A 13,623-nucleotide genomic window follows, 5' to 3' on the forward strand; every position below is an offset into this window, starting at 1 on the left:
ACGGGAGCCGCACGTATGCCCGACGACCTATCACTTGAGGAACACCCCGCACCGCCGCGGCGGCCGGTGGTCACCGCGTCGCGCGTGATCGCCGGGATATGCCTGGTCGCGCCCTTCGTGGCGCTGCTCTGGGTCAGCTCGTACTCGCGGCTCACCCCGAGGTTCATCGGCATCCCGTTCTTCTACTGGTACCAGATGGCGTGGGTGCCGGCGGCGGCGCTGCTGACGTACACCGCGTACGTCCTGGTGCGCCGCGAGGAGCGGGCGCGCAAGGGGGGTGCGGCCAAGTGACGAACGACGTGAACGGCGTGGCGCTCGGCGTCTGCGTCTTCTTCTTCCTCCTGGTCACGGTGATGGGCTTCCTCGCCGCCCGCTGGCGACGCGCGGAGAACGCCCTGCACCTGGACGAATGGGGCCTGGGCGGCCGGAGTTTCGGCACCTGGGTGACCTGGTTCCTGCTCGGCGGCGACCTCTACACCGCGTACACCTTCGTCGCCGTGCCCGCCGCGATCTACTCCGCGGGCGCCGCCGGGTTCTTCGCGGTCCCGTACACGATCATCACCTACCCGCTGGTGTTCCTCTTCCTGCCGCGGCTGTGGTCGGTCTCGCACAAGCACGGGTACGTGACCTCGTCGGACTTCATCCGCGGCCGGTTCGGGTCGAAGAGCCTGTCGGTCGCGATGGCGCTCACCGGGATCGTCGCGACCATGCCGTACATCGCGCTCCAACTCGTCGGCATCCAGGCCGTGCTGGACGTGATGGGCGTGGGCGGCGGCGACTCCACCAACTGGTTCGTCAAGGACCTGCCGCTGCTGATCGCCTTCGGTGTGCTGGCCGCGTACACGTACTCCTCGGGGCTGCGCGCGCCCGCGCTGATCGCCTTCGTCAAGGACGCGCTGATCTACATCGTCATCGTGGTCGCGATCATCTACATCCCGTACAAACTGGGCGGGTTCGGCGACATCTTCGACAAGGCGGACGCAGCCTACAAGGTGACCAATCCCGCCACCGGCAAGCCGCGCGGCTCACTGGTGTCGGCGCCGCAGGCCCAATGGGCGTACGCCACGCTCGCGATGGGCTCGGCGATGGCGCTCTTCCTGTACCCGCACTCGGTGACGGCCGTGCTCTCCGGCAAGAGCCGCAACACCATCCGCCGCAACACCACGATCCTGCCGCTGTATTCGCTGATGCTCGGCCTGCTGGCGATGCTCGGCTTCATGGCGCTGGCGGCGGGCGTCGGAAAGGGCGTCAAGGGCTACAACGCCCAACTGGCCATCCCCCAGCTCTTCGAGGACATGTTCCCCTCCTGGTTCGCCGGGGTGGCCTTCGCCGCCATCGCCATCGGCGCGCTGGTCCCGGCGGCGATCATGTCGATCGCGGCGGCCAACCTGTTCACCCGCAACATCTACAAGGACCTGTTCAAACCGGACGCCACCCCCGCGCAGGAGACCAAGGTCTCCAAGGCCGCGTCCCTGGTGGTCAAGGTCGGCGCGCTCGTCTTCGTGCTGTCGATGGACAAGACGGTCGCGATCAACTTCCAGCTCCTGGGCGGCATCTGGATTCTCCAGACCGTCCCGGCCATCGTCGGCGGCCTGTTCACCCGCTGGTTCCACCGCTGGGCGCTGCTGGCCGGCTGGGCGGCGGGCATGGCGTACGGCACGTGGAAGGCGTACGAGCAGACCAGCGCCAGCCAGTCGCACTTCGGCGGCAACTCCGCGAAGATCCCCGGCATCGGCGAGCTCGGCTACATCGGCCTCACCGCGTTCGTCCTGAACGCGGCGGTCGCGGTCGTCCTCACCCTGGTCCTGCGCGCCTTCAAGGCCCCCGACGGCGTGGACGAGACGGCGAAGGGCGACTACGTGGTGGAGGCGGAGGAGGCGGCGAAGGAGGCGGTTCCCGCACCGGCGTAGAGCGCGAGGGGGCGGGTCCCGGGGCGCGAGGCCGCGTTGTGGTGTGCGGCCCGCGCCTTGGGGACCCGCGCCTCAGCGCGAGGCGAAAGTGCGCCGGTACCCCTGTGGCGTGGTCCCCGTCCAGCGGGCGAAGTGATGCCGCATGGTCGCCGCGTTCCCGAACCCCGCGCGGAGCGCGACGGCGTCCATGGTGTGGTCGGTGGCCTCCAGCAACTCCCGTGCCAGCAGCACCCGTTGACCCAGCAGCCAGCGGTACGGGGTGGTGCCGGTCTCCTGCTGGAAGCGGCGGGCGAAGGTGCGCGGCGACATGTGGGCGCGGGCGGCCAGCTCCTCGACGGTCACCTCGCGGTCCAGGTGCCGTTCCATCCAGGACAGCACCCCGGCCACGGTGTCGCTCTGCCCGCGCGGCAGCGGCCGGTCCACGTACTGCGCCTGGCCGCCCTCGCGGTGCGGCGGCACCACCATGCGGCGGGCGATGCCGTTGGCGACGGCGCTGCCCTGCTCCTTGCGCACCAGGTGCAGGCAGGCGTCGATGCCGGAGGCCGTACCGGCCGAGGTGATCACCCCCGCGTCGTCCACGTACAGCACGTCCGACTCGACCTTGATCTGCGGGTACCGGCTCGCGAGGCGTTCCGCGTGCCGCCAGTGCGTGGCGCAGCGCCGGTCGTCGAGCATGCCGGAGGCGGCCAGCACGAAGACGCCCGAGCACACGCTGAGCACCGTCGCGCCGCGCTCCACGGCCCGGTTGAGCGCCGTGAGCACCTGCGGCGGGAAGTCCCGGTCGATGTACGAGTCCCCGGCCGGTACGGCGATCAGGTCCGCCTCGTCCAGCCGGTCCATGTCGCAGGAGGCCGACAGCTCGAACCCGGCGTGCGTGCGCAGCGTCGGGCCCTCGCCGGAGATCACCGCGAAGTCGTACACGGGCAGCCCGTCCTCGCTGCGGTCGAGGCCGAACACCTCGCAGATCACCCCGAGTTCGAAGGGGTGGACACCGTCGAGCAGTACCGCGGCCACGTTCTTCAGCATGCTCCCGAGGATGCCACTTGGCAGGATGTCGCGGTAGTACGGCGGTCCTGCCACTGTTCGCGGGTAAGCGGCGCGAGCACGATTGACCCATGACCGTTCTCCTGGACATCGCAGCCCTCTCCGCCCTCCTCCTCATCCTCTCCTTCGTCCCCGTCCTGGGCCTGCGCGCCGAGGCCAGGATCACCCGCCAGATCCGCGCGGCCGACGCCGCCCGCGAGGCCGAGGCGACACGCCGGGCGCACGCGAGACGCGCCGCGCGCGCGGACCGCGAACCGGACCGCGAACCAGGCCGCGAACCGGCCCTCACAGCGGTCGCGGCCCCGCGGATCTGAGGGCGCCGGAGGGAATAAAATCCCCTCCGGCGCTTGCGCGCCGACCTCGGCGACCCGCCCTCACGACACAACATCTGGGCTTCCACGCGAACCGCGGCACTACATGTATGCTCAACTTCGCTGTCGAGCAGGGGAAGCCGGTGCGAATCCGGCGCTGCCCCGCAACGGTGAGCGGGCGTACGCCCGCACAGCCCGAGGACCTGCCGCCAGCGCGCCCGTAGCGCCCACAAGCGACGGGCGCAGTTGTGTCCGGGCCTCGCGGATTGGGCCGGCGGACGCGTCGCGGCACGCCCATGCCTGAGCAGGGGTGCGCCTCCGCACGCGTACCCGCTCCTCCCGCCTGGCCGTCGCCGCGTTCGAGGGAGAGAGCACCACCGTGACCATCGCGCCCGCAGACCCCGCTTCAGCCGAACTCCGCACCGTCGCCCCCCGGATTCCCTCGGCTCCCCCCTCCGGACCTCTCCCCGGACCTCCCGCCGGTCCCGACGAGGGCCCGGGCGCGGACCTGCTGCGTACGCTGGTGCGGCTCACCGCCGACCTGACCGACACCGACCCCGGCCGGGTCGCCGCCGCCGCGCTGCGCGGCCGTAACGCCGCCTCCGACGCGGCCGAGATGCACAGCCTGGCCACCGAGGCGGCGGCCGGCCTGATCTCCGAGGACCCGGCGTACTCGCGGCTGGCCGCCCGGCTGCTGACCTCGACCATCGCCGAAGAGGCCGCGGGCCAGGGCGCGGTGTCGTTCTCCGCGTCCGTCTCGGTCGGGCACCGCGAGGGCCTGATCGCCGACCGCACGGCCGCCTTCGTGGCCCTGCACAAGCCCCGGCTCGACGCGCTGGTGGACGAGGCGCTGGCAGCCGGCGCGGACGACCGCTTCGGCTACTTCGGCCTGCGCACCCTGCACAGCCGCTACCTGCTGCGGCACCCCATCACCCGTCAGGTGATCGAGACCCCGCAGCACTTCATGCTCCGCGTGGCCTGCGGTCTCGCCGAGGACGACTCGGTGCGCGCCGCCGAGGAAGTCGCCTCGCTCTACCGGCTGATGAGCGCGCTGGACTACCTGCCCAGCTCCCCCACCCTGTTCAACTCCGGCACCCGGCACCCGCAGATGTCCTCCTGCTACCTGCTGGACTCGCCGCTGGACGAGCTGGACTCGATCTACGACCGCTACCACCAGGTGGCGCGGCTGTCGAAGCACGCGGGCGGGATCGGCCTGTCCTACTCCCGGATCCGCTCGCGCGGTTCGCTGATCCGCGGCACCAACGGCCACTCCAACGGCATCGTGCCGTTCCTGAAGACGCTGGACGCGTCGGTGGCCGCGGTCAACCAGGGCGGCCGTCGCAAGGGCGCCGCGGCGGTCTACCTGGAGACCTGGCACTCCGACATCGAGGAGTTCCTCGAACTGCGCGACAACACCGGTGAGGACGCGCGCCGCACCCACAATCTGAACCTGGCGCACTGGATCCCGGACGAGTTCATGCGCCGCGTGGAGACCGACGCCGACTGGTCGCTGTTCTCGCCGTCCGACGTGCCGGAGCTGGTCGACCTGTGGGGCGACGACTTCGACGCCGCGTACCGCAGGGCCGAGGCCAAGGGCCTGGCGCAGCGCACGATCCCGGCGCGCGAGCTGTACGGCCGGATGATGCGGACCCTCGCGCAGACCGGCAACGGCTGGATCACCTTCAAGGACGCCTCGAACCGTACGGCCAACCAGACGGCGGAGCCCGGCCGTACCGTGCACTCCTCGAATCTGTGCACCGAGATCCTTGAGGTCACCGACGACGGCGAGACCGCGGTCTGCAACCTGGGTTCGGTGAACCTGGGCGCCTTCGCCACCCCGGGGGGCGGCGCGGGCGGCGAGATGGACTGGGAGCGGCTCGACGAGACCGTCAGGACCGCGGTGACCTTCCTCGACCGGGTCGTGGACATCAACTTCTACCCGACCGAGCAGGCGGGCCGCTCCAACGCCAAGTGGCGCCCGGTGGGCCTGGGCGTGATGGGTCTTCAGGACGTCTTCTTCAAGCTGCGGCTGCCCTTCGACTCGGCCGCGGCGCGCGAGCTGTCCACCCGGATCGCCGAGCGGATCATGCTCGCCGCGTACGAGGCGTCCTGCGACCTCGCCGAGCGGCAGGGCCCGCTGCCCGCCTGGGACAAGACCCGTACCGCCCGCGGTGTGCTGCACCCCGACCACTACGCGACCGAGCTGAACTGGCCGGAGCGCTGGACGGCGCTGCGCGCCCGGATCGCGGCCACCGGCATGCGCAATTCGCTGCTGCTGGCCATCGCGCCGACCGCGACCATCGCGTCCATCGCCGGTGTCTACGAGTGCATCGAGCCGCAGGTCTCCAACCTCTTCAAGCGCGAGACGCTGTCGGGTGAGTTCCTCCAGGTCAACTCGTACCTGGTCGCCGACCTCAAGCGGCTCGGCGTGTGGGACGCGCAGTCCCGCGAGGCGCTGCGCGAGGCCAACGGCTCGGTGAACGGCTTCAGTTGGATTCCGGCCGAGATCCGTGAGCTGTACCGCACGGCGTGGGAGATCCCGCAGCGCGGCCTGATCGACATGGCGGCGGCGCGTACGCCGTTCCTCGACCAGAGCCAGTCGCTGAACCTGTTCCTGGAGACGCCCACCATCGGCAAGCTCAGCTCGATGTACGCGTACGCCTGGAAGCAGGGCCTGAAGACGACGTACTACCTGCGGTCCCGGCCCGCGACCCGGATCGCCCGCGCGGCCCGCGCCCAGCAGCAGACGGCCGCCACCCCCGTCCCCGTACCGGTGATCGCCGACGCCGACGCGATCGCCTGCTCCCTTGAGAACCCCGAGTCCTGCGAGGCCTGCCAGTAATGACGTCCACCGACAAGAATCTGCTCGACCCGGGCTTCGAGCTGACCCTGCGTCCGATGCGCTACCCGGACTTCTACGAGCGCTACCGCGACGCGATCAAGAACACCTGGACCGTGGAGGAGGTCGACCTCCACTCCGACGTGTCCGACCTCGCCAAGCTCAGCCCCGCCGAGCAGCACATGATCGGCCGCCTGGTCGCGTTCTTCGCGACCGGTGACTCGATCGTCTCCAACAACCTGGTGCTCACGCTCTACAAGCACATCAACTCCCCCGAGGCGCGGCTGTACCTGTCCCGCCAGCTCTTCGAGGAGGCCGTGCACGTCCAGTTCTATCTGACGCTGCTCGACACCTACCTGCCCGATCCCGAGGACCGCGCGGCGGCCTTCGACGCGGTCGAGGAGATCCCCTCGATCCGCGAGAAGGCGCAGTTCTGCTTCCGCTGGATGGACTCGGTCGAGAAGATCGACCGCCTGGAGTCCAAGGCCGACCGCCGCCGCTTCCTGCTCAACCTGATCTGCTTCGCCGCGTGCATCGAGGGCCTGTTCTTCTACGGCGCCTTCGCGTACGTCTACTGGTTCCGCTCGCGCGGCCTGCTGCACGGGCTCGCGACCGGCACCAACTGGGTGTTCCGCGACGAGACCATGCACATGAGCTTCGCCTTCGACGTGGTCGACACCGTCCGCAAGGAGGAGCCGGACCTCTTCGACGAGCAGTTGCGGCAGCAGGTCACCGACATGCTGCGCGAAGCCGTCGAGGCCGAGCTCCAGTTCGGCCGCGACCTGTGCGGCGACGGCCTGCCCGGCATGAACACCGAGTCCATGCGCGCCTACCTGGAGTGCGTCGCCGACCAGCGCCTCGCCCGCCTCGGCTTCCCCCCGGTCTACGGCTCGGAGAACCCCTTCTCCTTCATGGAGTTGCAGGGCGTCCAGGAGCTGACGAACTTCTTCGAGCGCCGCCCGTCCGCCTACCAGGTCGCGGTCGAGGGCAGCTTCGCCCTGGACGAGGACTTCTAGACCCCGGGTTGGAACGGTCAACGGCGAAAGGGGCGGCGGAAGGCGATGAGCCTTCCGCCGCCCCTTTCCCGTCGGGCGGGCGCGCGGGGCGGGTCAGTCGTTGGGGACCGTCTCGAACTTCGGGGTGGCCTCGGCCATTTGCTTCATGACGTCTTTGCGGTCGCGCTTGGAGAGACGGTCGATGTAGAGGCGGCCGTAGAGGTGATCGGTCTCGTGCTGGAGGCAGCGGGCGAAGTAGCCGCTGCCGTGGACGACGATCGGCTCGCCCTTGGCGTTCTGGCCGCGCACCACCGCGTAGTCGGGGCGGGCCAGTTCCATGTAGGCGCCGGGGACGGACAGGCAGCCCTCGTTGGAGTCGTCCAGGCGGCGCCGGTCGGCGGGCAGTTCGTCCAGTGCGGGGTTGCAGACGACGCCGACGTGCCGGTTGTCGTCGTCGTCCGGGCAGTCGTAGACGAAGACCTTGAGGTCGACGCCGATCTGGTTGGCGGCCAGGCCCACGCCCTCGGCGGCGCGCTGGCTGGCGAACATGTCGGCGATCAGCGCGTCCAGGTCGTCGTCGAAGGACGTGACGTCCTTGCACTCCCGGTGCAGCACCGGGTTGCCGACCACGGTGATCGGGCGGACGGTGCCGCGCTCGCGGTACGCCAGTTCGCGCGCCTGCGCGTCGGTCACGTCGTCGAGGAAGCCTTCGGTGGCCGCGTCGTGGCTGTGCGCGTGGTCGTGGTCATGCCCGTGGTGGTGCTGGTGACCGTGGCCGTGCTCGGTGTGCTGCTGGGACATCTGCGCCGTACGCCTTCCGCGAACCCGTAAACGAACCCCCCTAGGGTACGGGCCCGCGCACGACGGTGTTCCCCACACCTCGTGGTTCGTCGCACCTCGCCGTTCGGGGCACGGGGTTCAGGGCGTGCGGTTCAGCAGACCTCTTCGAGGTCCCGCCAGTCCCGGGTGTCCGGGCTGTCGGCGACCCAGCCGTCGAGCAGGCCGCGGACCAGGGACGCGGGGGCGGCGATCCCGCACTCGCGCTCCGGCGACCAGCGCACACCCGCGCTGTGGTGGCTGAGGTGGCCGGGGTGACCGGGCTCACCGTGGTCGTGCGGGTCGCGCGTGGCCATCGAGCCGTCGTCGGTGGGCATCCGGCTCTCCGAACAGGTGCGGCACAGCAGCCGGACGGACGACGACCAGTCCTCGGCCGCGTATCCGGCCTCCGCCGCCAGCCGCTCCAGCGCGTCGCGGTCGGCGGCCGTGTCCGCTTCGAGGAGCACCAGCCAGGTCGGCACCGGGGACGGCGCCCACAGCTCGATCTCGTCGAAGACGGGGTAGACCGCGCCGCCCGCGGTGTCGGCGGTGGCGCGCTCGCCGTGCGGGACGCCGTCGTGCAGCACGACCTCGCCCCAGCGGCGCCCGGACGACGGCAGCGGGATGGAGAGCACCTCGACCCGCGCCGGGTCGAGCCTGCGGCCCCACACGACCTCGGCCTCGCCCTCGGGCGACAGCCGTACGGCGGCGCTGCCCAGCGGCAGCCGTACCGACTCCTCGCCGTTGTGACTCGCGGTGCCCGCGGGCATCCGCAGGCCGTACGCCTGCCAGGCGCGGCGGGCCAGCGGCCAGTCCTGCACGGCGGTGGCGGCGATGCCCAGGTTCCACCAGTCGGGGGAGCCGACCGGGCGGTCGAGCAGCGCCACCGCGCGCAGCCCGGCGATCCGGGCCTGCGCCCAGTCGTGCCGGAACTTGTGCAGCAGCGCGAGGTTGTACCAGGACTCCGACAGCCACGGCTCCAGATCGGCGGCTCGGGTCAGCAGCGCTCCGGCGTCCTCGTAACGGCCGTCGCCGATCAGCGAGAACGCCCGGTCAGTGGCCTGCCGCCACGTGGGCGACGGCCGGTGCCGCACTCTTCCGAAGATGTTCAACGTCGTTACCCGCCTGCCCGCTCAGCCGATCACTGCCAGGACGTCGCCTTCCCGCACCACTACGATCGCGTCCCCCCGTACGACTCCAACCTTGCACATTTTGGCCGTTGTCTCAGCCCGGCCGTCGCCCCCGTCCCCCGGGGCCGGCGACCCGGTCCGTGCGGTCCGCGGCTCCCCGGTGAGCGCGCTTCCTCACTCGACACCCTTGCCACTCCCGTGGGCATCCAACCATGCCCAGGTGGGGCGCCGTGCGAGCACCCTGGTGAGTGCCGCCACCACCTGCGGATCGTACTCACGTGCGGTCGCCAACCGCAGCCGCTCGACCGCCGCGAGCCGGTGGCCGAGGGCCGCGCCCGGCTCCCCCGTCAGGTCCTCGTAGGCGTTGACGGCCCGGACGATCCGGCCCGCCAACGGCTGTTCCCGGTACGGGTGCGCCTGCCGCTCCACGATCAGCGCCACCTCGGCCGGGGCGCCGGTCTGCCGCACCACCTCGCCGCCGAGCGCGGCGATGGCGCGCTGCCGCTCGCCGTCCAGCGGCTCCGTCGCCCCGCGCGGCACCGGGTCGACCAGCGAGAGCTGGCCGATGTCGTGCATCAGCGCCGCGTACTCCAGCAGCATCAGGTGGCGGGCGGGCAGGCCCAGCTCCCTGCCGACCGCGGTCGCCAGCTCGCTCACCCGCCGCGCGTGCCCCTCCGGTGTGTACCCGGCCACCTCGGTGGCCCGCGCCAGCGACCCGATCGTCTGCCGGTACGTGGCCCGCACCGCCGCCTGGCCCCGCAGCGACATCTGCGCCAGCAGCAGCGGCGCCGCGGCCATGGGCAACGCCCACAGCCCGGCGGTCGCGACCGCCAGCGCCATCACCACACCGCCCGCGCACACCGCGCTGGCCATCCCCGCCAGTGCCCGCACCTCGTCGCGCAGCGCCGGGGCGTACGGGTGGCCGGTCCTGGCCGCGCCCAGGGCCGCCGCCAGCGCCGCGTCGCACAGCGCCGTCAGGCCGAGGACCGCCAGGAGTGCGGCGGCGTACGCGGGGCCTTCGCCTCCCGCGAAGGGTTGGGCGCACACCCCGGCGAAGGTCGCTGCCGCGACCCGCCGCACCTCACCGTCCCCCTTGGCCCCCGACCCCCCATGCCGCCCCGAACCCGGGCGCCCCTCCCCAGGAGGGTCCGCCTCCCCAGGAGGGTGCGCCCCGAAGGGGCGCGGGGAACTGCGCGGCCCGCCCCCACCGGCCGGTGGTCCGGAGACCACCGAATTGCCCCGCCGGGGCGGGTGGTGACCTGCGGGAGCGTCGTGGCTGAGCGCGCAGTTCCCCGCGCCCCTTCGGGGCACCCACCTGCGCAAAGGACCCGCGCCCGCCGCACCCCTGGAGGGCACAGCCCCATCGCGGCCGGCCGCGCCCACGCGGCGGCAGCCGCACATCAGATGCAGCCCCACGCCCCTACGGGGCACCCACCTGCGCAAGGGGCCCTCACCCGCCGCGGCCCTGGGGGGCAGCCACCTGCGCAAGGGACCCGCGTTCGCCGCGGTCCTGGGGGGTGCCCACCTGGGTGAGGGGGGCGGGGCGGGGGCGGCTGCGTGGCGGGGGCGGCTCAGGGTCAGCGGGACGGCGGCCGCGAGGGCGGAGACGGCCACGGTTTGGGCGAGGCCGTGGCGGCCCGGCGCCAGGAGGGCGTAGGCGAGAGCCGTCGCCGTGGCGAGAGGCGCGGTGTCGCGGTCGACGCCGAAGGCGAGAGGGGCGAGGGGGGCGGGAAGGCGGAAGGTGACGCCCACGGCAATGACGGCGGCGAAGGCGAGGGCGGTGCCGGGCGCGGAGAGGCCGGTGAGGGCGGTACGGGCGACGGCGGCGGCCGTCAGGGTGAGGGCGGCGCCGTACACGCCCCGGACGAGCCGGGCCCTCATCGCGGCACCGGCGCGGAGACGGCGGCCGGAAGAAGCAGCGGGCCCCGCCCGGCGGTGGTGGCGCCGACCGGCCCCGAGGCGGCCACCGGCCAGGAGTGGTGCGCCAGCGCACGCGTCAGGGCGGCGACCATCGCCGGGTCGAAGTGCGTACCGGCGCAGGCGTGGAGTTCGTCGAGCGCGGCGCGAACCGGCCGGGCGCGCCGGTAGGAGCGGGTGGACGTCATGGCGTCGAAGGCGTCCGCGACGGCGACCACGCGGGCGAATTCCGGGATCTGGTCGCCCGCGAGCCCGTGCGGGTAGCCGCTGCCGTCGAGGCGTTCGTGGTGGTGCAGGATCGCGTCCCGCGCCTCGCCGAGGAAGGCGATGCCGCGGACCATCTCGTGCCCGTACTCCGGGTGCAGCTCGACCACCCGCCGCTCGGCCGGGGTCAGCGGCCCGTTCTTGCGCAACAGGCGGGTGGGGACGCCGAGTTTGCCGATGTCGTGCAGGATTCCGGCGAACCGCAGGGCGTCGACGCGGGGTTCGGGCATGCCCAGTTCGCGGGCGATGAACACCGAGGCGCGGCCCACGCGTTCACTGTGCCCGCGCGTGTAGTGGTCCTTGATCTCGACGGCCTGGACGAGCGCGCGCACGGTCGCCCGGTGGGCGTCGCGTTCCCGGCGGGCGCGGGCGAATCCCCAGCAGGCCGCGTACATCGGCAGCGGTACGAGCACCGCGGCGAAGGCGCCGTAGCGGGCCTGCCACAGGACGGCGGTCATGAGGGCGACGAGGCCGTAGGTCAGGTGCGGGGCGAGGGCGCCGAGCAGCGGGGCGCCCCAGGCCGCGCGCGGTGTGCGGCCCTCGGCGGTGACCAGGACGGCGCCGGTGAGCGCGGTGGCGGTGACGCAGAGGACGAGCGCGGCGACGGTCGCGGGCAGCAGCGCGTACGGCAGGTCGGCGGCGGCCAGCGCGCGGGGGCCGTCGAGCAGCCGGGCGGCGAGCGCGGCGGCCCAGACGGCGACGGCCAGGTGGGCGGCGCGCCACAGCCGCCGTACGCGGCGCGGCTCCTGCTCCACGCGGCCCGCGAGCGAGCCGGGGACGGCCACCAGCGCGGCGGCGGCCGGGGGCAGCAGCAGGGCGGCGGCCAGCAGGACGGGCAGGAACGGGCCGACGGCGGCGGGCGGGTGGCGGCCCGCGGCGCGGTCGGGGAGCACGCCGGGCTCGCACAGCGCGTACAGGGCGGCGAGTACGGCGACGGTCCCCCACGCGGTGGCGGGCCGCAGGGCGGGCGCGGCGCACAGCGTCCCGGCGGCGCACACGGCGGCCACGGTGACCCGTGCGGGTGTCGGCATGGCGGACACGAGAGGCGGCCTCCTCCGTACGCGAACGTGCGCGAACGCGCGGCGGGCGCGGCCCGATCGGCTCCCGGCCCGTTGAGAGTCAGGAGGATAGGGCCGCGCCCGTCGTGGAAGAGGCGTTTGCCGGGGTTGGGCCGTCCGTGGGACCCGACGCTCACCCGCACGGGTGACGTGAGGCGTATGCGCCCTCGTCCGAACGCCCGAACCCCGTCCACAAGCGCAACGGGGTACGAGCCGGGACGAAGGGGTGCCGGGGGATGTCCCGGCGGTGGCCGACGGCGGCGGGGAAGCCCTGGCGCGCCCGGCGGTGGGGAGGAGCTAGCGGGCCTCGGCCTCGGTCGGGGTGGCGAGGATGTCGGGCGCCTGGTCCGGGACCGGGGCGACCTCACCGGAGCGGATCAGCTCGATCCGCATCATGACCTTCGAACGGAGGTCGGTCGGCACGTCGTCGGAGCCGCAGCACCGCTTGACGAGCTTCTTGACGGCCTGTTCGAGGCCGTACTTCTCCAGGCACGGGTGGCACTCGTCGAAGTGCTCCTTGAACTTGGCGCAGCTCTCGTCGGGCATCTCGTTGTCGAGGTACTCGTAGAGGTGGCCGAGCACCTCCGAGCAGTCCGTCTCATGTGCGTCGCCGCAACTCATGAATCCGCGCCCTTCTCATCCGCCGCGCCCGCGGGTACAAGACCGCGGTCCCGCGCATAGTCCTCCAGCAGCTCACGCAACTGGCGACGCCCGCGGTGCAGCCGGGACATCACTGTGCCGATGGGTGTTCCCATGATGTCCGCGATCTCCTTGTAGGCAAAGCCCTCGACGTCCGCGAGGTAGACCGCGATGCGGAACTCCTCGGGGATCGTCTGCAACGCCGCCTTCACGTCGGAGTCGGGCAGGTGGTCGAGCGCCTGGGACTCCGCGGAGCGCAGGCCGGTCGACATATGGGATTCGGCTCGTGCGAGCTGCCAGTCCTCGATCTCCTCCGAACCGCTGCGCAGCGGTTCGCGCTGCTTCTTGCGGTAGGAGTTGATGAAGCTGTTGGTGAGAATGCGGTAGAGCCACGCCTTGAGGTTGGTGCCCTCACGGAACTGGTGGAAGGAGGCGTACGCCTTCGCGTACGTCTCCTGGACGAGGTCTTCCGCGTCGGCCGGATTGCGGGTCATCCGCAGCGCGGCCGAGTACATCTGGTCGAGGAAGCCAAGGGCGTCCCGCTCGAAGCGCTCGGTGCGCTCCGCGCTGCTCTCCTGTGCTGCCTCACCGGACGCACTCGCGTTTTCCGCCGTGCTGTCGTCGGTGCCGGTGACCGCACCCACCTCCTCAGAAACGTCAGCGCGCCCAAAAGCGGCCACGCCTGTTCCGGAGGATATCC

The 13,623-nt window shown here is 72.2% G+C and carries 11 protein-coding genes, 1 pseudogene and 1 riboswitch; of the genes and pseudogenes, 5 read left to right on the top strand and 7 right to left on the bottom strand.

The features are described 5' to 3' along the window. Positions 1 to 15 precede the first annotated feature (15 nt). Together ACFY9V_RS15755 and mctP are read left to right on the top strand one after the other, a co-directional pair. Complete coding sequence (locus tag ACFY9V_RS15755) at positions 16 to 291, top strand: DUF3311 domain-containing protein (protein WP_391161612.1); 276 nt, start codon at positions 16 to 18, stop codon at positions 289 to 291. Continuing rightward, complete coding sequence (gene mctP, locus ACFY9V_RS15760; protein ID WP_391161613.1) at positions 288 to 1,910, top strand: monocarboxylate uptake permease MctP; 1,623 nt, start codon at positions 288 to 290, stop codon at positions 1,908 to 1,910. Before ACFY9V_RS15755 ends, mctP begins: the two co-directional genes overlap by 4 nt. A gap of 72 nt (positions 1,911 to 1,982) precedes the next feature. On the opposite strand, the gene ACFY9V_RS15765 is transcribed toward mctP, so the two are convergent. Continuing rightward, a complete protein-coding gene (locus ACFY9V_RS15765; protein ID WP_355347320.1) occupies positions 1,983 to 2,936 on the bottom strand; it encodes a helix-turn-helix domain-containing protein in 954 nt (317 codons plus the stop codon). Between the two features lie 89 nt (positions 2,937 to 3,025). Between ACFY9V_RS15765 and ACFY9V_RS15770 the strand changes: the two genes are divergently transcribed. The 3 genes from ACFY9V_RS15770 to ACFY9V_RS15780 all read left to right on the top strand — a co-directional run bounded on the left by ACFY9V_RS15770 (position 3,026) and on the right by ACFY9V_RS15780 (position 7,120). After that, positions 3,026 to 3,268, top strand: a complete 243-nt coding sequence (locus ACFY9V_RS15770) for a hypothetical protein (protein WP_391161614.1) — start codon at positions 3,026 to 3,028, stop codon at positions 3,266 to 3,268. A gap of 77 nt (positions 3,269 to 3,345) precedes the next feature. Then, positions 3,346 to 3,491, top strand: a riboswitch (cobalamin riboswitch). Positions 3,492 to 3,701: 210 nt separating this feature from the next. After that, positions 3,702 to 6,107, top strand: coding sequence for a ribonucleoside-diphosphate reductase subunit alpha (locus ACFY9V_RS15775; RefSeq protein ID WP_391044805.1), 2,406 nt, complete (start codon positions 3,702 to 3,704; stop codon positions 6,105 to 6,107). Further along, positions 6,107 to 7,120, top strand: coding sequence for a ribonucleotide-diphosphate reductase subunit beta (locus tag ACFY9V_RS15780; RefSeq protein ID WP_355347326.1), 1,014 nt, complete (start codon positions 6,107 to 6,109; stop codon positions 7,118 to 7,120). The genes ACFY9V_RS15775 and ACFY9V_RS15780 overlap by 1 nt, the downstream gene beginning before the upstream one ends. Positions 7,121 to 7,213: 93 nt before the next feature. Here the strand turns inward: ACFY9V_RS15780 and def are convergent, their stop codons facing one another. From def to ACFY9V_RS15810, 6 genes and pseudogenes are all read right to left on the bottom strand, one after another. Beyond that, on the bottom strand, positions 7,214 to 7,900 hold the full coding sequence (gene def / locus ACFY9V_RS15785) for a peptide deformylase (protein WP_391161615.1): 687 nt from the start codon (positions 7,898 to 7,900) through the stop codon (positions 7,214 to 7,216). Positions 7,901 to 8,031: 131 nt separating this feature from the next. After that, positions 8,032 to 9,027 (bottom strand): hypothetical protein, encoded by a 996-nt coding sequence (locus ACFY9V_RS15790; protein ID WP_188283420.1) that lies wholly within the window; start codon positions 9,025 to 9,027, stop codon positions 8,032 to 8,034. 192 nt (positions 9,028 to 9,219) lie between these two features. Then, positions 9,220 to 10,152, bottom strand: a pseudogene (locus ACFY9V_RS15795) (HD-GYP domain-containing protein); the annotation flags it as partial. 770 nt (positions 10,153 to 10,922) lie between these two features. Then, a complete protein-coding gene (locus ACFY9V_RS15800; protein ID WP_391044364.1) occupies positions 10,923 to 12,266 on the bottom strand; it encodes an HD domain-containing phosphohydrolase in 1,344 nt (447 codons plus the stop codon). A gap of 315 nt (positions 12,267 to 12,581) precedes the next feature. Next, positions 12,582 to 12,905 (bottom strand): mycothiol system anti-sigma-R factor, encoded by a 324-nt coding sequence (rsrA, locus tag ACFY9V_RS15805; protein ID WP_355347335.1) that lies wholly within the window; start codon positions 12,903 to 12,905, stop codon positions 12,582 to 12,584. Beyond that, positions 12,902 to 13,567: a sigma-70 family RNA polymerase sigma factor gene (locus ACFY9V_RS15810; RefSeq protein ID WP_391044361.1), complete on the bottom strand. Its 666-nt coding sequence runs from the start codon at positions 13,565 to 13,567 to the stop codon at positions 12,902 to 12,904. The genes rsrA and ACFY9V_RS15810 overlap by 4 nt, the downstream gene beginning before the upstream one ends. Positions 13,568 to 13,623: the final 56 nt, after the last annotated feature.

This window comes from Streptomyces sp. NPDC008317 (genome assembly GCF_042955955.1).
Classification (GTDB): Bacteria; Actinomycetota; Actinomycetes; order Streptomycetales; family Streptomycetaceae; genus Actinacidiphila.